Origin of the sequence: Paramicrobacterium chengjingii (genome assembly GCF_011751765.2) — a bacterium.
In the GTDB taxonomy this organism is placed as follows: Bacteria; Actinomycetota; Actinomycetes; order Actinomycetales; family Microbacteriaceae; genus Paramicrobacterium; species Paramicrobacterium chengjingii.
Window position 1 is genome coordinate 674,312 of the sequence record NZ_CP061169.1, and the last position, 25,507, is coordinate 699,818.

The window sequence follows — 25,507 nt, forward strand, 5'->3', positions numbered from 1 at the left end:
ATTCATCAACGAGACGGAACATTTTTGTGGGGAGAATGAAGGGGTGGCTGCGTGGCCGCAAGGTCACGGCATCCGTCGTCGTCGCGTCTCTGATCGTCGCTGTGCCGGTGACGTTTGCCGTGCTGCATCCCGGTTACCCGGCCTCAGACGTCGACCTCGAAGCACGTGACGTGTGGGTGACGAACGGAAAAGAGCTGCTCGCCGGGCGCCTCAACAAGCAGATTGAAGAGCTCGATGCGTCGGTGGCAACGCTCGCCAACGACATTAACATCTTTCAAGACGGAGACCTTGCGCTATTGCACGACCGTGTCTCGTCGACGGTGCAGACGATCGATCCCGCTTACACGACGCTCGGCAACAGTGCCGATCTGCCGCCTGGTGCGGAGCTCGCCTACGGCGGAGGGCGGCTCGCGGTTCTCGAACCTGACAGCGGAAGCCTGTGGATCACGAACGTCTCCGGAGGTCTCGACTTCACGACGGTGAATAACGACCCGCTCCTGAAACTCGGGGCGGATGCCGCTATCGCTGTGTCGAAGGAGGGGGAGGTCTTCGCCGCATCCCCGTCTGACGGCGTTCTCTACTCGTACCCTCCGACCGGAGGCAAACCAAGCGAACAGCAGATTCCCTCAAGCGAGAGCTATCAGTTGACGGCGGCCGGTGAAACACCGGTGCTGTTCGACGGCGATGCGAACCGGGTGATCGTTGCCGGTTCGGACCCCATCGAGCTGCCGTCTCAGGGCATCAAACTACAGCAGTCGTCGGCCGACCCAGGCGAGGTTCTCGTTGCGGGCGGCGATTCGCTCATGGCTGTTCCGCTGAACGGCGACGAGGTGATCGAACTCGACGCAAAGATCACCTCGCCCGCACAGGATGCCGATGCTGTTGCAGCGCCCGTCAATCTCGAAGGATGCTGGCACGCCGCGTGGGCGTCGGGCAGCAGGTACCTGGCGAAGTGCGACGGGTCTGGTGTCTCGCACGAGGAAATCGAACCGTCGACGGCGGGCGCCGAGCTGGTGTTCCGCGTCAACAGGGACGTCATCGCTCTCAACAATCTGCAGACCGGAGACTCGTGGCTTGTCACCGAGAACATGCGTCTTGTGCACAACTGGGAAGACGTCACTCCGCCCGAAGAAGATGACGGCGAGGAGGGCGACGAGAAGTCGTCTGTGAAGTCCTTCGAAGACACCCTTGCCGAGCGCACCGATCAGAACCGGCCCCCGATCGCCAATGACGACGATCTCGGAGTTCGACCCGAGCGCACAACGGTGCTGCCGCTGCTGAGCAACGACACCGACCCCGACGGCGATGTGCTCACCATTACCGAAATCAAGGGCTTCTCAGACAAATGGGGGAAGCTGCAGCACATCGACGGTGGCCGCGCCCTTCAGTTCTCACCGAAGGAAGGGCTTGAGGCAGGAACATTCTCATTCCGCTACACGGTGAGCGACGGCCGCCCCGGCGGTATCGCGGAGGGGGCCGTCAATGTGACGATCCGCCCGCCGGAGGTGAACGAGCCTCCGGAATCCGCTCGAGTCGGCGCCACAGTCGTCGACGCAGGGCAGACGATCACGTATGACGCGCTCGCCGACTGGTCGGACCCTGACGGCGACGACATCTATCTGGAGTCGGCGGCTTCCGACGCGGGTGACCGTGTACGGTTCAACCCAGACGGTCGCGTCACAGTGACGCACACATCGGGTCAGCTGGGGCCTCGCGACATCGTGTTCACGGTGTCAGACGGCCAAGAATCCGTCACCGGAACATTCACTCTCGACGTCAAATCGGCCGGGTCGTCGAACCCCGTGGGAACCCCCGACTTCGCGCAGACGTTCGTGGGTGAAGCCGTCGACGTGCATCCACTCGACAACGACCTCTCGCCCTCAGGAGGGCAGCTCGAGCTGCTCGGCGCAGAAGCACTCAAGGGCGCCATCTCCGTTGCCGTCGACACCGATCGTGGAACCATCACAGCATCCGCCGGTAAAGCGGGAACGTACTACGTGAAGTACTCGCTCGGCGCGGGGGAACGAACGAGCATCGGGCTGCTGCGAATTGACGTGACTGAGAAGGCAGAGGCCGATCTTGCGCCAGTAGCGGTTCGCGACACGGGATACGTGCGTCCGGGTGAGCCAGCCATGATGCCGGTGCTCGTCAACGATGTGTCGCCGACCGGTGACGTGCTCGCCGTCAAATCGATCGAAGCGACGGGCGATGCAGCGCAGCTGTCCATTGAGCTGCTGTCGCAGAGCGTCATTCGTGTGACGGCGACCGCCGCAGTGACCGGGCAGGTTCAGTTTCGCTACACGGTGTCGGACGGTCACAAAGAATCGACGACAACGGCCACCGTTGTGATGGTTCCTCCGCTGTCGAAGCATCAAGCGCCGATCGCCGCGGACGATCAGGTGCGCGTGCGCGCGGGCGACATTGCGAGCGTTCCGGTTCTCGACAACGACACGCACCCGGATAACGCGGGAATGAAGGTGGAACAGGAGCTCGTTCAGGGCGCCGACAAGGGGCTCGCGTTCGTCACGGACGACAAGGTGAGGTACCAGGCTCCCGCCGAGGCCGGCGTCTACACGGCTGTGTACACCGTCGTTGACGACTTCGGGCAGAAGGCGACAGCATCCGTCACCTTCACCGTCGTGGCGATGGACGAAGACGCAAACCAGGCGCCGACCGCCAAGACTCTCACTACCCGTGTGTTTGCGGGCAGCTCCGTCGACATTGATATTCCTCTTGAAGGGCTCGACCCTGACGGTGATTCGGTTGTGTATGACGGCTTGGCGAGTGCGCCGATTCTGGGCGCTGTGCGCAATGAGAAGAGCAAGAGCTTCTCGTACGTTGCCGGGTCGATGGAGCTCGGCACCGACACGTTCACCTACAAGATCAAGGATGTGCTGGGGGCGACAGCCGTCGGCACAATCAAGATCGCGGTGATTCCACGGCCTGAGCAGGCTATGAACCCCGTGGCGGTTGACGACGCCATTGAGGTGAAGCCCGGGCGAGTCGCATCGGTGCCCGCGCTGAAGAACGACTCCGACCCGAACCAGTACTCGTTCTCGCTCGACAAGAAGCTCGAAGATGTTCCCGAAGATGTCGAGGCAACTGTCGACGGCGAGAGCATTGTGATCGAGGCGCCCGACGTCGAGATGACGTTCGCGTTGCGCTACACGATTCGCAACGAGAAAGGCGGGTTCGACTCCGCCTACGTCATGGTGCGGGTGAGCGAGGATGCCACGGTTCAACCGCCGGGCGTGGCCGACCAGACCGTTGAACAAGACGAGGTGATCGGCAAGGAAACCGTCGACATTGACATCTACGAGGGCGCGACGAACCCCGGAGGCCGGGTGTCCGATCTCGTAGCGTCTCTCGAGGGGCCGAACGCAGACCAGGCAGAGATTCTCGAGAACGGCAAGGTGCGTGTCACCCTGGGAGACACGCGCATGGCGATTACGTTCCGGCTCACGAATGAGGCAGACGAGCTGAGTTCTGCCGCGTTCATTGTCGTGCCGCCGTATTCCGACGGGCAGCCACCTCGGCTGCGCGAGGATCTTCCCGAGCAGATCGTCGATATGAATTCCACGCAGGAGTGGGACCTCGACGACATTGCGTATTCCCCGTCAGGTAAAGATATTGAAATCACTGGGGCCGACGGGGTGAGCGCGTCGCGCAGCGATGGCAAATCGTCGTTCGTCGACGAGAAGAAGCTGAGATACACGCCGGTCAAGGATTACCGCGGACCGGCATCGATCAGCTTCGAAGTGACAGACGGCACATCGACGGGAACGACGATGCTCGTGCTGCCGATCACTGTGGGAGACCCGAACTTCGAAGACATCCCTCCGACGTTCACGCCGCCGTCGATCACGATTGAGGCGGGGGAGGACCCTGTCTCGTTCGACCTGCGCAGCGCCGCATCGCACCCCAATCCCGACGTTGCCGACCAGATTACGTTCAGCGATCTGCGTGGTCAGGGCAACGGCATCCAAGGAAATCTGAGCGGTTCAGAGCTGTCGGTGCAGGCACCGTTCGGCACGACGCCGGGCACCTCTGTGACGCTCGGCGTCACCATGACGTTCAAGGACTTCGAGGTGGATGGGCAGATCACCGTGACGGTTGTGTCGTCGACGAGACCCATGCCCATCGCTGTCGACCATGTAAACAACGACGCCCGCAAGGGGAAGAGCTACACGATTGATGCTCTTGCGGGAGCGTTCAATCCCTTCCCCGGCGAAGATCTCACGATTCTCAAGGCTGAGTTGGATTCGGGAGATGCCGAGGTGAGCACCGACGGCACGACGGTGACTGTGAAGACGGGCCCGGCGAAGAGCCAAGAGATCAGCATCCTCTATACGATTCAGGATGCTACGCAAGACCAGAACAGGCGGTCGACGGCGCGCATCACCATTGTGGTGAAGGATGTTCCCGATGCTCCGCCTGCGCCGAGCGTCTCGGCAAGCGACAGTAATACGACAGTCGTCGTCGCGGGCTCGCCTGCAGACAACGGCTCGGCGATCAAGAGCTACACGGTGAAGCGCAGCGACGGTGACGAAAAGATCTGCCAGGCAGGCGTTGCGTGCTCGATGTCTGCGAAGAACGGGACCGCGTATTCGTTCCGAGTCAAGGCAACGAACGGCGTTGGCGACAGCTCGTGGTCTCCCGCATCGAAGAGTGTGACGCCCTATGGTGTTCCAGATGCTCCCCAGGGCCTACAGATTGGCAAAAAGGGTACGTGGGCGAGCACCCCAGTGACGATGAGCTGGTCAGCGCCAGCCGACAACGGCGGGAAAATTACGAAGTACAAGTGGACGGTTAGCGGAAGCGCAAGTGATTCCGGCTCAACGACGTCCACGTCTGCATCGAGCAAGAGCATGGGGGCTGGAACATACACGTACACAGTGAGTGCGTGCTCGCCCGCTGGTTGCGGGCCGACAGCCAAATCGGGAAGCGTTGTAATCAAGAATGAGCCACCGCCGGACCCCGTTATCACCAAAGTTTACGGAGTCGATGGCCCAGAGACGCGTTGCGATAACGGAAAGTGCGTGACTGATACATATCGTGTCGGGATCGCCTGGTCAGACTTCGCCAGTGGCACCTACGAGGTTCACGCTGAATATTGCAAGGACGGGAAATGGTCTGCAATTGCCGATGGCTGGTACGACATCAAGATGGGCAAGAGCGGTAAGGACGAGGATCACATTTCGGCGTGGATTCAGCCCAACCTGTCGCAATGCGGTGTTCGAGTAAAGGTTCGAGGCAACGGCGTGAATTACACAAGTCCTGGTTTCGACTTTCCGTAAACCAGCAACTGTCAAATTGGTAGGTCAAGGAGAAGCGTGGACATCACTCAGGAGCAGGCGGACTGGTTCAAGGGCGCCTTCACGAGCCTCGTCGACAACGTCGATAAGGCGATCGTCGGCAAGCAGGAGGTCATCAGGCTCGTCATCGCGTCGCTGCTGACCGGCGGACACGTACTGCTGGAGGACTACCCGGGCACGGGCAAGACTGTGCTGGCGAAATCTCTCGCGAACACGCTCGAGGGCGCCAGCTCCCGCATCCAGTTCACCCCTGACCTGCTGCCGAGCGACGTCACAGGCGTCACCATCTACAACCAGCAGACTCACGTGTTCGAGTTTCACAAGGGGCCGATCTTCGCGCAGATCGTGCTCGCTGACGAGATCAACCGCGCATCGCCGAAGACACAGAGCGCGTTGCTCGAGGTGATGGAAGAGGGCCTCGTCACGGTCGATGGCGAGACTCACCCGGTCGGCAGCCCATTCATGGTGATCGCGACGCAGAACCCTGTGGAGCAATCCGGCACGTACAAGCTACCCGAGGCACAGCTCGACCGCTTTCTCGTGAAGACCTCGTTGGGGTACCCCGATCGCGATACGAGCGTCGATCTGCTCATGGATGCGGCAAACCGTTCGCGATCATCTGGCGTCGATGCGATCATCAACGCGGAGTCCGTGAATGCCATGATCGCGCTCGCCGGTCAGGTGCACGTGGAGCGCTCGATTATGGAGTACATCACCGACATCATTCAGGCGACACGCACAGACAAGGATGCCGCGCTCGGCGTGAGCATGCGCGGTGGCCTTTCTCTCGCGCGCATCGTCAAGGTGTGGGCGCTCAGCCAGGGCCGCACGTACGCCACACCCGACGATGTGAACGCCCTCGCGGTGCCCGTACTCGCGCACCGCCTGCTGATGGATCCCGAGTCGGAATTTGCCGGCACCACAGCAGATCAGATCATCGACCGCATCCTTCTCTCGATCACCCCGCCGGCATACCGCGCAGCATGACAACGACCGTCGAGCACGAAAGCCCGCCGTCGACGACCAGGATGTCGCCGCTGCGGGTTCGTGCTGCGACGACAACTCAACGAGTCAGGCAAGGGCTCGCGACATTCGTCGTGCCGGTGACGAAGGCCGTGAACCCGTTCTTCTCCACCGTCAGTTCGACAGGGTGGCTCGTGGCAATCATGGGGATTGTGCTGCTTGCCGCCGGGCTCGTGCTCGGCTGGGCAGAAGTGGTGTTTGTCGGGGCGACGCTCGTCGCGGCATTCGTTATCGCGGCGCTGTTCACGATCGGCCGTTCCCGATTCGCGGTCTCGGTGCGGCTGAACCCGCGACGCGTCACGGTGGGCGAGCGCGCCGTCGGCGAGATGATCGTCACCAATACGGCGCAACGCAATTCGCTCGCGACGACCTTCGAGCTGCCCGTCGGGGACGGCCTCGCCGTCTTCGATATTCCCGGGCTCGCTCCGGATGACGGATCGGAAGAGCTCTTCGCCGTTCCGACGGCCCATCGCGCCGTGATCATCGCGGGGCCCGCCCGCTCGGTGCGCGGCGACCGCCTTGGATTATTTCGCCGCAGCGTTGACTGGACCGACCCCATCGAGCTCTTTGTGCACCCGCGCGTTGTGCGTCTGCACCCCACGGCTGCCGGGCTCGTGCGCGACCTCGAGGGCCAGATCACCAAGAAGATCACCAACAACGACCTCGCGTTTCACGCGCTGCGCGACTACGTGCGCGGCGACGACGTGCGATACGTGCACTGGCGCAGCTCCGCGCGCACGGGGCAGCTGATGGTGCGACAGTTCGAAGAGTCGCGCCGTTCGCAGCTCACCATCGTGCACAGCGCAAACAAGCGCTTTTACGCCAGCGAAGACGAGTTCGAGACCGCCGTGTCGGTGACCGCATCCATCGCCACCCAGGTGATCAGAGATGCGACGGAGATCAATGTCGTCAGCGAGGGGATGCGGCTGCGCACCCACACGATGCAGGCGATGCTCGACGATACATGTCGCCTCCAGGCTTTCGAATCTGACGAATCCGCGCGAGACTTCGCACGCGATGCGACAAAACGGCTTCCCGACCCCAGCGTCGTCGTGATCGTGGCGGGATCGTTGATGGATGCTTCTGACTACCGCAGCATCCAAAGGCTCTTTTCCGGAGAGGTGAACGTGATCGCCCTGCGCATCAGCGAGGGCGGCCAGCCGCGCGTTCAAGACATCGCGGGTCTGCAGGTGTACACGATCGGCACGCTTCGGGACCTTCCGCGCATTATGGAGAGGGCACAGTGAGCGAGCGGCGCGCTGCGCGAACTTCGGTGAAGCAACAGGCGGAGCCGGTGTGGAAACGTGCGCTTAACAGTGTTCTTATGCGCACGCCCCGCGTGCAGCGCTCTGCAGCGAAGCCCGGCGCGGTGAGTTCGCAGGCCTGGGTCGACGTCGCCGTGGTGTCGGGGTTGATTCTGGTGAGCGCGCTCGGCTGGATGCCGGTGTTCGACGGGCCAGCGCATCTGCTCGCCTCCGTTGGCGGCCTTGCCGTCGGGCTCGGAGTTGCGTGGTGCAGTCATCGTCTGCGGCTCAATGCCCTGACGACTATCCTCATGGTCTTCATCGCCTATTTCCTGTTCGGCAGCGCGTTCGCGCTTGCTGGTGACGCCCTCTGGTTTGTGCTGCCGAATCTGGACACGGTGCGTGACCTCGCGGTCGGTGCCGTTTTCGGATGGACCGATGTGGTGACGCTCGCCGCGCCGGTCGGTGCTCCACCGCACCTCGCTGTTCTTCCCTATGTGCTCTCGTGCGTGATGGGAGCCCTCAGCGGCATCCTGTTGCTGCGGTGGCTCCCGACCCGCTACCGCACGCTGTGGCGCTGCGCCGTTGTGCTGCTGATGCCACTTGTCGCCTTTGTTCTGCCCGTCGTGCTCGGCACGCGCGAGCCGTTCTTTCCGGCCGCCCGCGGCCTGGTCTTCGCGGTGGCCGCGCTCGTGTGGCTGGGCTGGCGCCGCCCCGAGGGCAAGAACATCAGCCTCTCGGAGAAGGCTGGGCTGCGTCGCGCCCGCGTCGTCGGCACCGCTGCCGTCGCACTCGCCTCCGTTGTGATCGGCGGGCTCGCGGCATCCATTCTTCTTCCGCCCGCCGAGAGCCGCCTCGTGGTGCGTGACGAGGTGCAGCCTCCGTTCGACCCCGAGCAGTTCGCCAGCCCGCTCTCTGGCTACCGCATCTACACGAAAACGCTCAACGAAACCGATCTGCTCTCGGTGACAGGGCTCATTCCAGGCGACCGCATTCGTCTTGCCGTGATGGACACCTACGACGGGCACCTGTGGAACGTCGCCGGCCCTGAACTCTCGACCGACGGCTCGGGTCTCTACGAACTCAGCGGGTCGACGCTTCCCCGGGCGCCGCTTGCCGACATTGTCGACCAGCGCAACATCAGCATCGACGTCGGCGGTTATTCGGGGCCCTGGTTGCCCACCATGGGCGTTCCCGAGGTCATCGATCTCGACGGGCTCGACCGTGAGCGATCATCGGGGTTTCGATACAACGCCGCCACGGGCTCGGCCGTGCTGATCGACGGTGTCACGTCGAAAGTCGAATACTCAATGCGCAGCGGGGTGCAGGCGGTTCCCGGTGACGAATCGCTCGTCGACACCCCTGTCGCGTCTGTCGCGATGCCCCCCGTCGAGAACGTTCCCGACATTGTGGTTGCTCAGGCGAAAGAGTACGCCGGCGCTGCCGAGTCTCCCATTGAACAGCTGCGAGCCATCGAGTCAGCACTCGTGACAAACGGGTACCTCAGTCATGGACGAGAGACGGATGCAGCGTCATCGCGCGCCGGCCACGGAGCCGACCGCATGGAAGAATTGTTCACGCGAACGCAGCTGATCGGAGATGAAGAGCAGTATGCATCGGCCATGGCGCTGATGGCGCGGAGCTTCGGCTACCCGGCCCGCGTGGTCATGGGGTTCGCGCCGAAGACGATTATTGAGGGCTCCCCGACGACGGTGACGGGTGACGACGTGACGGCGTGGGTTGAGGTGCCGTTCGAGGGCGTTGGCTGGATTCCGTTCTTCCCTACTCCTGATGAGACCGAGATTCCGCAGGAGCAGAATCCCAAGCCGCAGAGCGAGCCTCAGCCGCAGGTGAGGCAGCCGCCGCGCTCGGAGAAGCGCCCTGACGATCTGCTGACCGACAGCGAGATCGACGATAAGAAGGACGAAGACGACGAGAACGCGTTTGCCCTGCCGGGGTGGGCCATTGCCATTATTTCGACGGCGGGCGGGCTGCTGCTGCTGTACTTCGTGCCGTTCGTGGTCATCGCCCTGATCAAGCGTCGTCGTGTCAAGCGCCGACGTTTAGCGGGCCAGCCTCACGCCAGGGCATCGGGCGCCTGGGACGAATTTCTCGACCGCCACTCCGAACTCGGATACGAGGTGCCCACGCGAACTCGCGCGGGTGTCATCGACGCGCTTTCCGAGCAGAGAGGAACGGATGCCGCGGCAACAGCCACGCTCGACCGAATTGCGTTCGACACGGACGCCGCAGTCTTCGCCAACGGCGAAGCAGCAGACGAGACAATCGATGAGCTGTGGACGCACACAGATGAACAGTCTCGGCTGTCTGCCCGAGCGGTAAGCTGGTGGCGACGTCAGTTGAGCCGATTCCGCGTCAGTCGTGCGCGACGAGCGCGAAAGCGGCCGAAAGCGTCGAGGAGGAAAGATGAGCGCTGACGACACCTGGAATGGCGTGCCGCTTCCTCCCCGCCCGCCCTTGCCCCCGCGCCCCGACACGCAGGCAGACGCTCCGACGGAGCCAGCGTCGTCAGAGCAACAGAATCAGTCGGGCTCGCCGGATGCCGTCACGCGTCCTGGTTTCATTGGGTTGCCACCGGGCATACAAGCAGACATCGACACTGTTCCGGCATCTGCCGATCGTGTGTCGCCGGCTCCCCTCGGCAACCCGCCGTCCCCAGATGTCAGCACATCAGACATCGATATCGAGTTTGCCGATGGCACCCGCATCTCGATTGACGGAGTCGTGCTGGTCGGCCGGGACCCAAGCGCACAGTCCGCGTTCCCCGACGCCGATGTCGCGGCCGTTTCCGATGTCACACGCAGCGTCTCGAAGACCCATGCCGCCGTGCAGTGGTCGCGAGGAGCCGTGTGGGTGACCGACCTCCACTCAACAAACGGAACACGCATCGTTGATGCGTCGGGGCGCGAAACCGTGTGCGTTCCCGAAGCCCCCACTCCCGCGCCCCGCGACGGGGGGATCCTCTTCGGGCGCGCTCTCGCTTCGCTTCGGGCGAGGGGCAGCGATGGATCCGAATGAGGCGCGAGACCCTCGCCTGATAGCCCTCGCGCAGACAGCTTTCACCGTCGCGCTGTATCTCGCGCTCGTGATCGCCTGCTTCGGCATCCTGAGTCTTCTGACAGACACCGACGTCATTGACCTTGATGCAAGCCTGCTGCTTGGGCCGTCGATGATCGCGACATCGGTGGTTGTTGTCGCCCTGCGAATCGTCAACGTTGCTGTGCGACTCGTGCAGGAGCGTGAACGCGGCGATCTCGCTCTGCGAGTTCCCCTGCTCGGAGGCCTGCTCACGGGAACTCTCGCGCTGCTCGGCTATGTCGTCGTCGGCGGGATGCTGCAGGCCGTCGGTCTGCACGACCCCGACGTGCTTGTCAGCTTCGCGTTGCACGAGCTTCTGAGACCTTACAGCCTCGCGCTCGGCGTGCTGGCGATGCTCGTGCACATCGCATTCGTGGTGATGATCGCACTGGGCGGTGACGAGCCGAAACGGCCCCTCTGGCCGTGGGAGAAAGACTGACTGCGCGGTTGCGGAGTACGGTTGAGTTATGGAGCGGACCCTCGAGGCCAAGGTCGGCAGCGCCGTCGACACGTGGATCGCCTGGCTCCCTCGATGGAAGCCGGCGACCCATCGTGTGCGCACGCGCCTGTGCAGGCGGTGCCTCGGCTCGCCTTTTCTCAAGGCGATCGGGCTTGACGCCGATGTGCCGCACGGCGTTCAGCACGGACTCACCACGCGCATGAAGTCGCTCATTGACGACGTTGTCGACGAGTACACCGAAAAGAATCTGCCGCTTCTGTCGCGCGAACTCCGCGCGGCAGAGCGCCGCAAAGCCCGAGATTACCGCCCTGACGTCGGCCTCGATCCAGAGTTCGACGGTCTGCAGCTCGACCCGGATCCTGTGCCAGGAGAGCCGTTTCTCTTCACGCTCGGCGAACTGGCTGAGGGCGGGGACGTTCCGGAATCTGTGCGTCCCGTCGAGCTGAGCGATGAAGAGAAACAGGCGCTGCGCACGGAGATCCAGTTGGCGGATGAATGCGCCGATCACGCCGGACGCCTCATCTGCCAGTTTCTTCAGCCGCATCGTGTGCGGGCACGAGAAGCTGTCGCGGCGATCGTCGAACCGCAGGTGAATGCGCTGCTCGACGCGCTGTCAGAGAGTCTCGACGCACCTCCGACGCGTTGGTGACGTGGCACGTGGAGAGAAGTACCCCTGGACGGCGGGGCAAGTTGGCGACAAACTATAATCACCAACGCACGAGGGGGAGAGATGTCGTACCCACCCAACGACCCACAGCAGCCGTGGCAGCACGGAGACGCACAGAACAATAATCCGCAGCAGCCATATGGCCAGCCGCCTCAGCAGCCCGAGCCACCGCAGCAGGCACCCTACGGTCAGCCCTATCAGCAGCAGCCGCAGCAACCTCAGCAGCAACCTCAGCAGCCGTACGGGCAGCCTCAGCAGCCTGAGCAGCAGCCGTACGGGCAGCCTCAGCAGCAGCCACAGCAGCCTGCGGCAGCCCCGAACCCGTACCCGCAGACGCCAGGGGAGCAGCATCCGACTGGTCCGCAGCAGCCCTACCCGCAACAGCAGGAGTACGGCTCACAGCAGACTCAGGTGTATCCACCTCAGAACACTGGCGCCTACCCCGCGGGCGGGGGTGAACCGCCTCGAAAGAAGAAGTCGAAGGCGGGCTGGATTGCCGGAGGTTCTGTCGTTCTGCTCGTCATCATCGCCGGTGTCGTCGGAGTCTCTATCGGCAATTCGATGCACGCTCCGCAGAACCAGGTGACGGCATACCTCGACCTCCTCAAGGCGGGCAAAGCCGAGCAGGCGCTCAAGGACTCGGGCGTCAAGGTAGAGAAGGGCGACGTGCTGCTGACGGACGAGGCGTACAAGTCAGCAGACGATCGCATCTCGAAGTACTCCATCTCGTCGACGGAGGTGGAAGGCGACAGTGCCTCGGTCACGGCGTCCATCTCCCAAGGAGGGGAGACCTACGATCAGACGTTCTCGCTCAGCAAGGCGGGCAAGGACCTCGTGTTCTTCGACAAGTGGAAGCTCGACGCTCCTGAGCTCGGTGAGGTCGCATATGAACTCACGGGGCCGAAGAGCGCCCAGGTAGCCGTCAACGGCGTCACCGTGCCCGCAGACGGAGAGACGCTCCGAGCGCTGCCTGGTACGTACAAGATCGCGATGGCAGACGATCAGAAGGTATTCCAGGCTGAAGGAGTCTCGACGACAGTTCTCGGCTTCGGCAACGAGAGCGAAGAGACTCCCGAGCTGGCGATCACCCTTTCGGACGAGGGTGTCACTGCCGCTGAAGACGCCGTGACGAAGTTCCTCGACGACTGCGAGGCGAAGACAGAGATGGCTCCGGACGGCTGCCCGAACACGGCGAGCGATAGCGGAACGAAGAAGGTTGAAGATGTCGTCTGGACGATCGACCCGAAGCCTGACTTCACCGTAGGCGACTACGACGGTTCGGGATGGGCTGTAACCACGGACTCCGCAGGCGAAGCAGACCTCTCTGCAACGGTCACCTGGCCAGATGACAGCGTGCAGAAGGGTGTCAACCTGCAGCAGCCCGTTGACATCTACGTCGATGGCACTGTCACCTTCGGCAAAGAAGGCAAGGCGACATTCGAATGGGACGGACTCTAGTCCGCACTGTCTCCCACCACAGGCCCGGTTTCGACCGGGCCTGTGGTATTTGACCGTCACCCGTCATGCCCTTATCATTGATTGGGTGTGCGCATTTGCGTGCGCTGAACCGTGCCTTCGTGCGGTTTGGCCATGTCGAGGCATTCACATCCTGGGTCGGTTCAGCATGGAACGGCCCCCACGGCATATTCGCCACAAGCATCCTGCACATTCTGCCGGATGGGCGGATCGTGGCGGCACGTGAGAAATCGTGTGCCTCACCATCACATATTCGCTGTCACCGTGCAGCACATAGAGGAGAAGCAGTGCCAACTATTCAGCAGTTGGTCCGCAAGGGACGCAAGTCGAAGTCTGTCAAGACCAAGGCTCCTGCCCTGAAGGCCAACCCCCAGCAGCGAGGCGTGTGCACACGCGTCTACACGACTACCCCGAAGAAGCCGAACTCGGCGATGCGCAAGGTAGCACGTGTGAAGCTTTCGAACGGTACAGAGGTCACCGCGTACATTCCGGGTGAAGGTCACAACCTTCAGGAGCACTCGATGGTGCTTGTCCGTGGAGGACGTGTCAAGGACCTTCCTGGTGTTCGCTACCGCATCGTCCGCGGTGCGCTCGACACCCAGGCCGTGAAGAACCGCAAGCAGGGTCGCAGCCACTACGGCGCGAAGATGGAGAAGAAGTAATGCCACGTAAGGGACCCGCACCCAAGCGCCCGGTCGTTGCTGACCCCGTCTACGGCGCACCGATTGTCAGCCAGCTCGTCAACAAGATTCTCGTTGACGGCAAGAAGGCTCTTGCCGAGCGCATCGTCTACGACGCGCTCGAGGGAGTCGTTGCAAAGAACAGCCAGGATGCTGTCGTCACCCTCAAGAAGGCGCTCGACAACGTTCGTCCGTCCATCGAGGTCAAGAGTCGCCGTGTCGGCGGTTCGACGTACCAGGTTCCGGTCGAGGTCAAGCCTCACCGTGCCAATACCCTTGCACTGCGTTGGCTCGTGAGCTACGCCAAGGGTCGTCGCGAGAAGACGATGACGGAGCGCCTCACCAACGAGATCCTCGACGCATCTAACGGCCTCGGTGCCGCTGTGAAGCGTCGTGAAGACACTCACAAGATGGCGGAATCCAACCGCGCATTCGCCCACTACCGCTGGTAGCGGGCAGGGGGCGTCCTCCGCAGCAGCAGTGCTGTGGAGGACGCCACCACACACCACTTCACTTTCACTTTCCGGAGGAACCCCGTGGCACAAGACGTGCTCACTGACCTGAAGAAGGTTCGCAACATCGGCATCATGGCCCACATCGATGCCGGTAAGACCACAACCACTGAGCGCATCCTGTTCTACACGGGCGTCAACCACAAGCTCGGTGAAACCCACGACGGTGGAGCGACCACCGACTGGATGGAGCAGGAGCAGGAGCGTGGCATCACGATCACCTCGGCTGCTGTGACGAGTTTCTGGAACAACAACCAGATCAACATCATTGACACCCCGGGCCACGTTGATTTCACGGTCGAGGTTGAGCGTTCGCTTCGCGTGCTCGACGGTGCCGTTGCCGTCTTCGACGGCAAGGAGGGCGTTGAGCCCCAGTCTGAGACAGTGTGGCGTCAGGCCGACAAGTACGACGTCCCCCGCATCTGTTTCGTCAACAAGATGGACAAGCTCGGTGCCGACTTCTACTACACGGTCGACACCATCAAGAGCCGCCTCGGCGCGAAGCCCCTCGTGCTTCAGCTCCCGATCGGCTCTGAGAACGACTTCGTCGGCGTCGTCGACCTAATCGAGAAGCGGGCACTCGTGTGGCCAGGCGACTCCAAGGGCGACGTCACCATGGGCGCCAAGTTCGAGGTGCAGGAAATTCCCGCCGAGCTGCAGGACAAGTTCGACGAGTACCGCACTCTGCTGCTTGAGACAGTCGCCGAGACGGACGACGCTCTCATGGAGAAGTACTTCTCTGGCGAGGAGCTCACCGTCGACGAAATCAAGGCTGCCATTCGCAAGCTCACAGTCAACAGCGAGATCTACCCCGTTCTGTGTGGCTCGGCCTTCAAGAACCGCGGCGTGCAGCCGATGCTGGATGCCGTTGTCGACTTCCTCCCTTCGCCGCTGGATGTGCCCGCTATCGAGGCACACGACCCGCGCGATGAAGAGAAGATCATTCTGCGTCACCCCGACAGCGCCGAGCCGTTCTCGGCTCTTGCCTTCAAGGTTGCCGTTCACCCGTTCTTCGGGCGCCTCACGTACATTCGCGTGTACTCAGGGCACCTGGACAGCGGCGCACAGATCGCGAACTCCACAAAGCAGAAGAAGGAGCGCATCGGAAAGATCTTCCAGATGCACGCCAATAAGGAGAACCCCGTCGATTCCGTGACGGCTGGCCACATCTACGCGGTGATCGGTCTCAAAGACACGACGACGGGCGACACGCTCTGCGACCCGAAGGACCAGGTTGTCCTCGAGTCAATGACCTTCCCCGAGCCCGTCATCGAGGTCGCTATCGAGCCGAAGACGAAGGCCGACCAGGAGAAGCTGTCAACAGCGATCCAGAAGCTCGCCGAAGAAGACCCGACGTTCCGCGTCGAGCTCAACGTCGAGACCGGTCAGACGGTCATCAAGGGTATGGGCGAGCTGCACCTTGACATTCTGGTGGACCGCATGAAGCGCGAGTTCCGCGTCGAGGCAAACGTGGGCAAGCCCCAGGTGGCCTTCCGCGAGACCATCCGCAAGGCTGTCCCGCGTCACGACTACACCCACAAGAAGCAGACTGGTGGATCAGGTCAGTTCGCGAAGATCCAGTTCGCACTCGAGCCGCTTGAGGTCGAGGGCGACAAGATCTACGAGTTCGAGAACAAGGTGACTGGTGGTCGCGTTCCGCGCGAGTACATCCCGTCGGTCGACGCCGGGTTCCAGGACGCGATTCAGGTGGGAGTTCTCGCGGGTTACCCGATGGTCGGCGTCAAGGCGACGCTGCTTGACGGTGCTGCTCACGATGTCGACTCATCGGAGATGGCGTTCAAGATCGCCGGATCCATGGGTATGAAAGAAGCCCTCCCCAAGGCCAGCCCGGCTCTTCTCGAGCCGCTCATGGCTGTTGAGGTGCGTACTCCCGAGGAGTACATGGGTGATGTCATCGGCGATCTCAACTCTCGCCGTGGCATGATCCAGTCGATGGAGGATGCGTCGGGTGTCAAGGTGATTCGCGCCAACGTCCCCCTCTCGGAGATGTTCGGATACGTCGGTGACCTGCGGTCGAAGACCTCAGGCCGTGCCGTGTACTCGATGCAGTTCGAGACGTACGCCGAGGTCCCGAAGGCGGTTGCCGACGAGATCATCCAAAAGGCAAAGGGCGAATAACCCTTGCCGCTGGGCGCCTGCTGTGTACACGGTGCGGCGCCCGGTCGTCACCTAGTAACATAAATACACAAATCCCCGTAGAGAATCGGTCGCAATCCAGTGCCCGCTTTATCTACACGAGAGTCCTGAGGAGGACCACAGTGGCTAAGGCCAAGTTCGAGCGGACCAAGCCGCACGTAAACATCGGAACGATCGGTCACGTCGACCACGGTAAGACCACTCTTACCGCGGCGATCTCGCACGTTCTCTCAATCAAGTACCCGTCTGACGTCAACGTTCAGCAGGACTTCGCCAGCATCGACTCGGCTCCTGAAGAGCGTCAGCGCGGTATCACGATCAACATCTCGCACATTGAGTACGAGACCCCTAAGCGTCACTATGCACACGTTGACGCTCCGGGCCACGCCGACTATGTGAAGAACATGATCACCGGTGCCGCTCAGATGGATGGCGCGATCCTCGTGGTTGCTGCCACCGACGGTCCGATGGCCCAGACCCGCGAGCACGTCCTGCTCGCCAAGCAGGTCGGCGTTCCCTACCTCGTTGTGGCTCTGAACAAGTCCGACATGGTGGACGACGAAGAGATCATGGAGCTCGTTGAGCTCGAGGTTCGCGAGCTTCTTTCGAGCCAGAGCTTCGACGGCGACAACGCTCCGGTCATTCAGGTCTCGGCTCTCAAGGCACTTGAGGGTGACGCGAAGTGGGAGCAGGCCATTGTCGACCTCATGGAGGCCGTCGATGAGAACGTTCCTGACCCCGAGCGCGACAAGGACAAGCCGTTCCTCATGCCGATCGAGGACGTCTTCACGATCACCGGTCGTGGAACTGTCGTCACCGGCCGTGCCGAGCGCGGCACGCTCGCTATCAACTCCGAGGTCGAGATCGTCGGGATCCGCCCGACGCAGAAGACCACGGTCACGGGTATCGAGATGTTCCACAAGCAGCTCGACGAGGCATGGGCCGGCGAGAACTGTGGTCTTCTCCTCCGCGGAACCAAGCGCGAGGACGTTGAGCGCGGCCAGGTTGTCGTGAAGCCGGGTTCGGTCACGCCGCACACGAACTTCGAGGGCACCGCGTACATCCTCTCGAAGGACGAGGGTGGACGCCACAACCCGTTCTACACGAACTACCGTCCGCAGTTCTACTTCCGCACCACCGACGTCACCGGCGTCATCTCACTGCCCGAGGGCACCGAGATGGTCATGCCCGGCGACACGACGGACATGTCGGTCGAGCTGATTCAGCCGATCGCTATGGAAGAGGGCCTCGGCTTTGCTATCCGTGAGGGTGGCCGCACCGTTGGTGCCGGCACCGTCACCAAGATCAACAAGTAGTCTTCGCGACTTCAGATCTCTCTCGGGGTCGGGCCTTCGGGCCCGGCCCCGTTTGTTTGTCTCGAAACCCTTGTTACTGGTGCCCCGAATGGGCACAATGGAGGCAAAACTGTCCGTCGCTATTCAGGAGGAACCATGGGACTCTTCGACAAAGGCAAGGATCTGTTCGACCAGAACAAAGACAAGATTGACGAAGCAGTGCACTCGGAACAGGCCGAAGGCATCAGCGACAAGGGCCTCGATAAGGCGTCGGATGCCGCGGACTCGCTCACCGGGGGTAAGTTCTCCGACCAGATCGACGGCGGTCGCGATTCGCTCGATGAAAAGCTCGGTAATGAGTAACTGACGTCGCGATAAAAGACCATCTGAGGAGGGCCCGAATTCGGGCCCTCCTCAGTCATGTGCCGGGGCATTGCCGTGACAATCCTGGGAATCGCTGCCTCGGCCCCGTATCGCGACACGCCCGGGTTGCACAATGCTCGGATATCTGGCAAACTCAACTAGTTCAGTATTTCGGACGCGTCGTGTGGCGTGCCTTCCGGATCACTGCCAGGCAGTGCATAGACCGCAACGATGTCTAGGCCGCGGGCAGCAGAACACCGACTTAATCACTGATGCAATTTCGCCGCGTATTCGCGTGCCCGGAAACGGGTTCGAATTCGGTGAACAGTGGTGAGGCTTGACAGAAGAACAGTGGTACGCAGAGCAGTGCCAGCGCCGGAGGGAACTCCTGACGGCGCACAGTAAAGAGCGTCCAATGCGAACAATTCGTAAGACGCACGACAGAGAGTGAGTCACAGATGGCGGGACAGAAGATCCGCATTCGACTTAAGTCGTATGACCATGAGGTCATCGACACCTCGGCGCGCAAGATCGTCGACACAGTCACCCGCGCGGGTGCCCAGGTCGTCGGCCCCGTGCCGCTTCCGACCGAGAAGAACGTGGTGTGTGTTATTCGTTCACCCCACAAGTACAAGGACAGCCGCGAGCACTTCGAGATGCGTACCCACAAGCGGTTGATCGACATCGTCGACCCGACGCCCAAGGCCGTTGACTCGCTTATGCGTCTCGACCTGCCGGCCGACGTCAACATCGAGATCAAGCTCTAAGGGAAGTCATGGCTACGCAGAACAAGACCAGCAAGGGTCTGCTCGGCAAGAAGCTGGGCATGACTCAGGTGTGGGACGACGAAGGCAAGGTCGTTCCCGTCACCGTCATCGAGATCGCTCCTAACGTGGTTACGCAGGTGCGCACCCCCGAGGTCGACGGCTACAACGCCGTGCAGATCGCCGCAGGCGAGATCGACCCCCGCAAGGTGAACCAGCCCTCCGCAGGACACTACAAGAACGCCGGCGTCACACCCCGCCGCCACCTCACCGAGGTGCGCACGGAAGATGCTGCTGACTACTCACTCGGTCAGGAGCTCACAATTGACGGCGTGTTCGAAGCCGGCCAGAAGGTCGACGTTGTCGGCACTTCCAAGGGCAAGGGCTTCGCCGGTGTCATGAAGCGGCACAACTTCCAGGGCGTCTCGGCATCACACGGTGCCCACCGCAACCACCGCAAGCCCGGTTCCATCGGCGCCTCGGCCACCCCCGGTCGCGTCTTCAAGGGACACCGCATGGCCGGCCGCATGGGCGGCGACCGCGTGACGGTGCTGAACCTCAAGGTTCACGCAATTGACGCGGACAAGGGCCTCATGCTCGTCAAGGGCGCGGTTCCCGGTCCTCGTGGCCGCATCGTTTTCGTTCGCAACGCAGTGAAGGGAGCGTAGTTCAATGGCTACCTCGCTCGACGTTATCGACGCCAAAGGCAAGAAGACCGGTTCGGTCGAACTGCCCGCTGAGGTGTTCGACGTTCAGGCCAACATTCCGCTGATCCACCAGGTTGTCGTGGCTCAGCAGGCTGCAGCCCGTCAGGGAACTCACAAGACCAAGGGTCGCGGTGAGGTCTCAGGCTCCGGCGCCAAGCCGTTCAAGCAGAAGGGCACAGGCCGCGCTCGTCAGGGCTCGATCCGTATGCCTCAGCACACCGGCGGTGGCATCGTCCACGGTCCCGTGCCTCGCGACTACGCTCAGCGCACCCCCAAGAAGATGATCCAGGCGGCCCTGCGCGGTTCGCTTTCCGACCGCGCTCGCGGCGGACGCATTCACGTTGTAGAGACCTTCGCGGTCTCTGACGAGCGTCCCACCAAGAATGCTGTCGAGTTCCTCGCCAAGATCGCCGAGTCGAAGCACATCCTCGCGGTCATCGAGCGCAGCGACGAGGCAAGCCGCCTCGCCGTTCGCAACATCCCGACTGTGCACGTTCTCACCTACGACCAGCTCAATGCGTACGACGTTCTCGTCTCTGACGACATCGTCTTCACATCGGCAGCACTCGATGGCTTTATCGCCGGTCCTGCTGCGGGCAAGTCGGTCACGGCGACAGCGAGCTCGGCTGAAGCAACTGAGGAGGTCTCGGCATGAGCCAGACAGTCAAGGACCCCCGCGAGATCATCATCGCGCCGGTCGTTTCGGAGAAGAGCTACGGCCTGATCGACGAGGGCAAGTACACCTTCATCGTCGACGACCGCGCGAACAAGACTGAGATCAAGTTCGCGATCGAGAAGATCTTCAGCGTCAAGGTTGCTTCGGTCAACACCCTGAATCGTCAGGGTAAGACCCGTCGCACTCGCTTCGGCATCGGCAAGCGCAAAGACACCAAGCGCGCCATTGTGTCGCTGAAGTCCGGTTCCATCGACATCTTCACGGCTGTCGGCTAGGAGTACAGGAATAAACAATGGCTATTCGTAAGTACAAGCCCACGACCCCGGGTCGCCGCGGTTCGAGCGTTTCCGACTTCGCCGAAATCACGCGCACGACGCCTGAGAAGTCGCTCCTTCGCCCGCTGTCGAAGACCGGTGGCCGCAACAACCAGGGACGCATCACTACCCGTCACATCGGTGGTGGCCACAAGCGCCAGTACCGCGTCATCGACTTCCGTCGCCATGACAAAGACGGCGTGAACGCCAAGGTTGCTCACATCGAGTACGACCCCAACCGCACAGCGCACATTGCACTGCTTCATTTCTTCGACGGCACGAAGCGCTACATCCTCGCGCCGCAGAAGCTCAAGCAGGGTGACGTCGTCGAGTCCGGTTCGGGTGCTGACATCAAGCCGGGAAACAACCTCCCCCTCCGCAACATCCCGACCGGTACCGTCGTGCACGCTATCGAGCTGAAGCCCGGTGGAGGAGCGAAGCTCGCTCGTTCGGCCGGTGCATCGGTTCGACTCGTCGCAAAGGACGGCCCCTACGCGCAGCTTCGCCTGCCGTCGGGTGAGATCCGCAACGTGGATGCTCGCTGCCGTGCAACGGTCGGCGAGGTCGGCAATGCCGAGCAGTCGAACATCAACTGGGGCAAGGCCGGACGCAGCCGCTGGAAGGGCGTTCGCCCGACAGTGCGCGGTGTCGTCATGAACCCGGTCGACCACCCGCACGGTGGCGGTGAGGGCAAGACCTCCGGTGGACGCCACCCGGTCAGCCCGTGGGGCCAGAAGGAAGGCCGCACGCGTCACCCCAACAAGGAAAGCGACAAGCTCATCGTTCGTCGTCGGCCCACCTCGAAGAAGCGCAAGTAGGAGTTGTAGAAGATGCCACGCAGTCTCAAGAAGGGCCCCTTCGTTGACGAACACCTGCTCCGCAAGGTGGTAGTCGCGAATGAGGCTAAGAACAAGAACGTCATCAAGACCTGGTCGCGCCGCTCGATGATCGTGCCGGCAATGCTCGGTCACACCATCGCGGTGCACGACGGTCGCAAGCACATCCCGGTGTTCGTCACCGAGAGCATGGTCGGTCACAAGCTCGGCGAGTTTGCTCCGACCCGCACCTTCCGTGGACACGTGAAGGACGACAAGAAGGGCCGTCGCCGCTAACGCGGGGACGTGAAGGAGGAATAGAAATGGTGGAGTCGATCGCACGCGTGCGACACATCCGCGTCACCCCCATGAAGGCCCGCCGCGTTGTCAACCTTGTCCGCGGCAAGCAGGCGCAGGAGGCACTTGCCATCCTGAAGTTTGCCCCGCAGGGTGCTTCAGAGCCCGTCTACAAGCTGGTCGCTTCGGCTATCGCCAACGCTCGCGTGAAGGCGGATGCCGAGAACAGCTTCCTCGACGAGCAGGACCTGTACATCACCAAGGCATATGTCGACGAGGGTGCGACCCTCAAGCGGTTCCAGCCGCGCGCCCAGGGCCGCGCATACCGCATCAACAAGCGCACAAGCCACATCACGATCGTCCTCTCGACGCCTGATGAGGTAAGCGCAGCCACGGAAACAAAGAAGGCGAGCAAGTAATGGGCCAGAAAGTAAACCCGTACGGCTTTCGTCTTGGTGTCACTACCGACCACGTTTCGCGCTGGTTCGCTGACAGCACCAAGCCGGGACAGCGTTACAGCGACTATGTCGCAGAAGACGTCAAGATCCGCAAGCTGCTGACAACATCGCTCGACCGCGCAGGCGTGTCGCGCATCGAGATCGAGCGCACCCGTGACCGTGTTCGTGTGGACATCCACACCGCACGCCCGGGTATCGTCATCGGTCGTCGCGGTGCGGAGGCCGAGCGCATCCGCGGTGAGCTCGAGAAGCTCACGAGCAAGCAGATCCAGCTCAACATCCTCGAGGTGAAGAACCCTGAGGCCGACGCGCAGCTCGTAGCACAGGGCATCGCCGAGCAGCTCTCCGCACGTGTGGCTTTCCGCCGCGCAATGCGCAAGGGTTTGCAGGGCGCTCAGCGTGCGGGCGCAAAGGGCGTTCGTATTCAGGTGTCCGGCCGTCTTGGCGGCGCCGAGATGAGCCGTTCCGAGTTCTACCGCGAAGGTCGCGTGCCGCTGCACACACTCCGCGCGAACATCGACTACGGCTTCTACGAGGCGCGCACGACTTTTGGTCGTATCGGCGTGAAGGTCTGGATTTACAAGGGCGACGTCACCAACAAGGAACTCGCTCGTGAGCAGGCGAACTCGAAGCCAAGCCGCGAGCGCAACGAGCGTCCTCGTCGCCAGCCGCGTGAGGCTCAGGCGCCGGTCGCAGAAGGAGCCAGTGCTTAATCATGTTGATTCCCCGCAGAGTTAAGTTCCGCAAGCAGCACAGGCCGGTTCGCACCGGTCAGGCTACCGGCGGCACCAAGGTCAGCTTCGGTGAGTACGGCATTCAGGCACTCACCCCCGCCTATGTGACCAACCGTCAGATCGAGGCTGCTCGTATCGCGATGACGCGTCACATCAAGCGTGGTGGAAAGGTGTGGATCAACATCTACCCCGACCGCCCGCTCACGAAGAAGCCGGCTGAGACCCGCATGGGTTCCGGTAAGGGCTCACCCGAGTGGTGGGTCGCTAACGTCAAGCCCGGTCGCGTGCTGTTCGAGGTTGCAGGTGTCGACGAGACACTTGCCCGCGAAGCACTCACCCGTGCAATTCACAAGCTGCCCCTCAAGGCACGCATCATCAAGCGCGAGGAGGGCGACGCGTAATGGCGATCGGATCCAAGGAGCTCACCCCCGCTGAGCTCGACACATTTGAAGACGAGCGTCTTACTGACGAGCTGCGCAAAGCGAAGGAAGAACTGTTCAACCTTCGCTTCCAGGCGGCGACAGGTCAGCTCGAGACGCACGGGCGACTGCGTGCTGTCAAGCGCGACATCGCTCGTATCTACACGGTCATCCGCGAGCGTGAGCTCGGCATCCGCGCCACACCGGTCGCTGTCGAGACTCCCGCAAAGGAGACCCGCAAGAGCAAGAAGGCCAAGGCCGCCGAAGAGGCAGCCGCGGCTGACGAGACGAAGGAGGCCTAGACATGGCTGAGACTGCAAAGGCAGCATCCGAGGCCGCGTCAGGCGCTCCTGCTCGCGGTTACCGCAAGACCCTTCGCGGCTACGTCGTCAGCGACAAGATGGAGAAGACCATCGTCGTTGAGGTCGAAGACCGCGTGAAGCACCCGCTGTACGGCAAGGTCATTCGCCGCAGCTCCAAGGTGAAGGCGCACGACGAGCAGGGGCAGGCCGGCATTGGCGACCTCGTCGTCATCGACGAGACCCGTCCGTTGAGCGCCACCAAGCGTTGGCGCCTGGTCGAGATCGTCGAAAAGGCCAAGTAAGCCCTCTGGCTTGCTGTGAGAAGGAGTAAGGAATGATTCAGCAGGAATCACGGCTCAAGGTCGCCGATAACAGCGGCGCCAAAGAGCTCCTCACGATTCGCGTGCTCGGCGGATCAGGCCGTCACTACGCTGGCCTCGGTGACACCATCGTCGCCACAGTGAAGGATGCCATCCCCGGCGGAAACGTGAAGCGCGGCGATATCGTCAAGGCCGTTATCGTGCGCACGAAGAAGCAGACCCGTCGTCAAGACGGTTCATACATCAAGTTCGACGAGAACGCCGCAGTGATCTTGAAGACCGACGGTGAGCCTCGCGGTACCCGTATCTTCGGGCCCGTCGGTCGCGAGCTTCGCGACAAGCGGTTCATGAAGATCGTCTCGCTGGCACCGGAGGTTATCTAGTCATGGGAGCAAAGATCAAGAAGGGTGACCTGGTTCAGGTCATCAGCGGCCCGACCGAAGAGCGCGGTGGATACCGTGGCAAACAGGGTCGCGTCATCGAGGTGCTCGTTGAGAAGGAGCGTGTGATCGTCGAGGGCGTCAACTACGTCACGAAGCACGTGCGCCAGGGCCAGACGCAGCGCGGTACCAAGACCGGTGGTCTTGAAACCCATGAAGCGTCGATCCACATCTCAAACGTTGCGCTTGTCGAGCCCGACAGCAAGAAGCCGGCGAAGGTCGGCTTCCGCAACGAAGAAGTCGTCAAGGACGGCGTTGCCAAGACGGTGCGCGTTCGCTACGACAAGAAGTCTGGTAAGGACCTGAAGTAATGACTGACACCGCAACTGCTGCGCCCGCTGGCAAAATCCAGCCGCGCCTGAAGCAGAAGTACAAGACGGAGATTGTCCCGCAGCTCAAAGAGCAGTTCGGGTTCTCGAACGTTCACCAGGTCCCTGGCCTGGTGAAGATCGTTGTGAACACCGGCGTCGGCGACGCAGCGCGCGACAGCAAGGTCATCGACGGCGCTATCGCCGACCTGACCAAGATCACCGGCCAGAAGCCGCAGGTCACGAAGGCCCGCAAGTCCATCGCGCAGTTCAAACTGCGTGAAGGTCAGGCAATCGGCGCGCACACCACGCTTCGCGGTGACCGCGCCTGGGAATTCCTCGATCGGCTCCTGTCACTTGCACTTCCGCGAATTCGCGACTTCCGCGGGCTCAACGACCGCCAGTTCGATGGAAACGGCAACTACACATTCGGTCTCACCGAGCAGTCCGTGTTCCACGAGATTGACCAGGACCGGATCGACCGCGTTCGGGGTTTCGACATCACGTTCGTCACCACGGCGAAGAACGACGACGAGGGTCGCGCGCTGCTCAAGGCGCTCGGCTTCCCGTTCGCTCAGAAGGACGCCGCCTAACCAGCGGCGCTGCGGGGTCGGCACATGCCGGCCCCGTTCACACCACAGGTCGGCATTCGTGTAACGGGT

27 protein-coding genes are annotated in these 25,507 nt (G+C 62.1%); all 27 read left to right on the forward strand.

The features are described 5' to 3' along the window. Window positions 1–35: 35 nt before the first annotated feature. The 27 genes from HCR76_RS03325 to rplE all read left to right on the forward strand — a co-directional run bounded on the left by HCR76_RS03325 (window position 36) and on the right by rplE (window position 25,438). A complete protein-coding gene (locus tag HCR76_RS03325; RefSeq protein WP_166988219.1) occupies window positions 36–5,297 on the forward strand; it encodes an Ig-like domain-containing protein in 5,262 nt (1,753 codons plus the stop codon). A gap of 42 nt (window positions 5,298–5,339) precedes the next feature. Then, window positions 5,340–6,302, forward strand: a complete 963-nt coding sequence (locus tag HCR76_RS03330) for an AAA family ATPase (RefSeq protein WP_166990197.1) — start codon at window positions 5,340–5,342, stop codon at window positions 6,300–6,302. Next, complete coding sequence (locus tag HCR76_RS03335) at window positions 6,299–7,585, forward strand: DUF58 domain-containing protein (RefSeq protein ID WP_166988221.1); 1,287 nt, start codon at window positions 6,299–6,301, stop codon at window positions 7,583–7,585. The genes HCR76_RS03330 and HCR76_RS03335 overlap by 4 nt, the downstream gene beginning before the upstream one ends. Before the next feature lie 77 nt (window positions 7,586–7,662). Next, window positions 7,663–10,020: a transglutaminase TgpA family protein gene (locus HCR76_RS03340; RefSeq protein WP_166988224.1), complete on the forward strand. Its 2,358-nt coding sequence runs from the start codon at window positions 7,663–7,665 to the stop codon at window positions 10,018–10,020. Next, complete coding sequence (locus HCR76_RS03345) at window positions 10,010–10,621, forward strand: FHA domain-containing protein (protein WP_166988226.1); 612 nt, start codon at window positions 10,010–10,012, stop codon at window positions 10,619–10,621. Before HCR76_RS03340 ends, HCR76_RS03345 begins: the two co-directional genes overlap by 11 nt. Further along, window positions 10,608–11,120, forward strand: coding sequence for a DUF6121 family protein (locus tag HCR76_RS03350; protein WP_166988228.1), 513 nt, complete (start codon window positions 10,608–10,610; stop codon window positions 11,118–11,120). Before HCR76_RS03345 ends, HCR76_RS03350 begins: the two co-directional genes overlap by 14 nt. Window positions 11,121–11,148: 28 nt before the next feature. Next, window positions 11,149–11,790 (forward strand): spermidine/putrescine ABC transporter substrate-binding protein, encoded by a 642-nt coding sequence (locus HCR76_RS03355; protein WP_166988230.1) that lies wholly within the window; start codon window positions 11,149–11,151, stop codon window positions 11,788–11,790. Between the two features lie 81 nt (window positions 11,791–11,871). Next, window positions 11,872–13,266, forward strand: a complete 1,395-nt coding sequence (locus tag HCR76_RS03360; RefSeq protein ID WP_166988238.1) for a zinc ribbon domain-containing protein — start codon at window positions 11,872–11,874, stop codon at window positions 13,264–13,266. Window positions 13,267–13,571: 305 nt separating this feature from the next. Next, the gene (gene rpsL, locus HCR76_RS03365) at window positions 13,572–13,946 is read left to right on the forward strand and encodes a 30S ribosomal protein S12 (protein WP_166988239.1); all 375 of its coding nucleotides are present in this window, start codon (window positions 13,572–13,574) and stop codon (window positions 13,944–13,946) included. Then, window positions 13,946–14,416, forward strand: a complete 471-nt coding sequence (rpsG, locus tag HCR76_RS03370; protein ID WP_166988240.1) for a 30S ribosomal protein S7 — start codon at window positions 13,946–13,948, stop codon at window positions 14,414–14,416. Before rpsL ends, rpsG begins: the two co-directional genes overlap by 1 nt. Window positions 14,417–14,500: 84 nt before the next feature. Continuing rightward, window positions 14,501–16,615: an elongation factor G gene (gene fusA, locus HCR76_RS03375; protein ID WP_166988241.1), complete on the forward strand. Its 2,115-nt coding sequence runs from the start codon at window positions 14,501–14,503 to the stop codon at window positions 16,613–16,615. 140 nt (window positions 16,616–16,755) lie between these two features. Beyond that, window positions 16,756–17,949: an elongation factor Tu gene (tuf, locus tag HCR76_RS03380; protein ID WP_166988242.1), complete on the forward strand. Its 1,194-nt coding sequence runs from the start codon at window positions 16,756–16,758 to the stop codon at window positions 17,947–17,949. Between the two features lie 135 nt (window positions 17,950–18,084). Then, a complete protein-coding gene (locus HCR76_RS03385; RefSeq protein ID WP_166988243.1) occupies window positions 18,085–18,291 on the forward strand; it encodes an antitoxin in 207 nt (68 codons plus the stop codon). Between the two features lie 458 nt (window positions 18,292–18,749). After that, a complete protein-coding gene (gene rpsJ, locus HCR76_RS03390) occupies window positions 18,750–19,058 on the forward strand; it encodes a 30S ribosomal protein S10 (protein ID WP_098409068.1) in 309 nt (102 codons plus the stop codon). Window positions 19,059–19,066: 8 nt separating this feature from the next. Then, window positions 19,067–19,723: a 50S ribosomal protein L3 gene (gene rplC / locus HCR76_RS03395; RefSeq protein WP_166988244.1), complete on the forward strand. Its 657-nt coding sequence runs from the start codon at window positions 19,067–19,069 to the stop codon at window positions 19,721–19,723. A 4-nt stretch (window positions 19,724–19,727) separates the two neighbouring features. After that, a complete protein-coding gene (gene rplD / locus HCR76_RS03400; protein WP_166988245.1) occupies window positions 19,728–20,417 on the forward strand; it encodes a 50S ribosomal protein L4 in 690 nt (229 codons plus the stop codon). Further along, the gene (gene rplW / locus HCR76_RS03405) at window positions 20,414–20,713 is read left to right on the forward strand and encodes a 50S ribosomal protein L23 (protein WP_166984480.1); all 300 of its coding nucleotides are present in this window, start codon (window positions 20,414–20,416) and stop codon (window positions 20,711–20,713) included. The genes rplD and rplW overlap by 4 nt, the downstream gene beginning before the upstream one ends. A gap of 17 nt (window positions 20,714–20,730) precedes the next feature. Further along, entirely contained in the window at window positions 20,731–21,570 is an 840-nt protein-coding gene (rplB, locus tag HCR76_RS03410) for a 50S ribosomal protein L2 (RefSeq protein ID WP_166988247.1), read from the forward strand. Between the two features lie 12 nt (window positions 21,571–21,582). Then, window positions 21,583–21,864, forward strand: coding sequence for a 30S ribosomal protein S19 (gene rpsS, locus HCR76_RS03415; protein WP_166984482.1), 282 nt, complete (start codon window positions 21,583–21,585; stop codon window positions 21,862–21,864). A gap of 26 nt (window positions 21,865–21,890) precedes the next feature. Then, a complete protein-coding gene (rplV, locus tag HCR76_RS03420; protein ID WP_166988249.1) occupies window positions 21,891–22,283 on the forward strand; it encodes a 50S ribosomal protein L22 in 393 nt (130 codons plus the stop codon). Further along, window positions 22,283–23,035, forward strand: coding sequence for a 30S ribosomal protein S3 (rpsC, locus tag HCR76_RS03425; protein ID WP_166988251.1), 753 nt, complete (start codon window positions 22,283–22,285; stop codon window positions 23,033–23,035). The genes rplV and rpsC overlap by 1 nt, the downstream gene beginning before the upstream one ends. 2 nt (window positions 23,036–23,037) lie before the next feature. Next, window positions 23,038–23,457 carry a 50S ribosomal protein L16 gene (gene rplP / locus HCR76_RS03430; protein WP_166988253.1) on the forward strand — a complete coding sequence of 140 codons (420 nt, stop codon included), beginning with the start codon at window positions 23,038–23,040 and terminating at the stop codon, window positions 23,455–23,457. Beyond that, a complete protein-coding gene (rpmC, locus tag HCR76_RS03435; protein WP_166988256.1) occupies window positions 23,457–23,777 on the forward strand; it encodes a 50S ribosomal protein L29 in 321 nt (106 codons plus the stop codon). Before rplP ends, rpmC begins: the two co-directional genes overlap by 1 nt. Window positions 23,778–23,779: 2 nt before the next feature. Further along, window positions 23,780–24,079: a 30S ribosomal protein S17 gene (gene rpsQ, locus HCR76_RS03440; RefSeq protein ID WP_166988258.1), complete on the forward strand. Its 300-nt coding sequence runs from the start codon at window positions 23,780–23,782 to the stop codon at window positions 24,077–24,079. Window positions 24,080–24,111: 32 nt separating this feature from the next. Beyond that, window positions 24,112–24,480 carry a 50S ribosomal protein L14 gene (gene rplN / locus HCR76_RS03445; RefSeq protein ID WP_166984487.1) on the forward strand — a complete coding sequence of 123 codons (369 nt, stop codon included), beginning with the start codon at window positions 24,112–24,114 and terminating at the stop codon, window positions 24,478–24,480. 2 nt (window positions 24,481–24,482) lie between these two features. Then, entirely contained in the window at window positions 24,483–24,848 is a 366-nt protein-coding gene (rplX, locus tag HCR76_RS03450) for a 50S ribosomal protein L24 (protein WP_166988260.1), read from the forward strand. Then, on the forward strand, window positions 24,848–25,438 hold the full coding sequence (gene rplE, locus HCR76_RS03455) for a 50S ribosomal protein L5 (protein WP_166988262.1): 591 nt from the start codon (window positions 24,848–24,850) through the stop codon (window positions 25,436–25,438). Before rplX ends, rplE begins: the two co-directional genes overlap by 1 nt. Window positions 25,439–25,507: the final 69 nt, after the last annotated feature.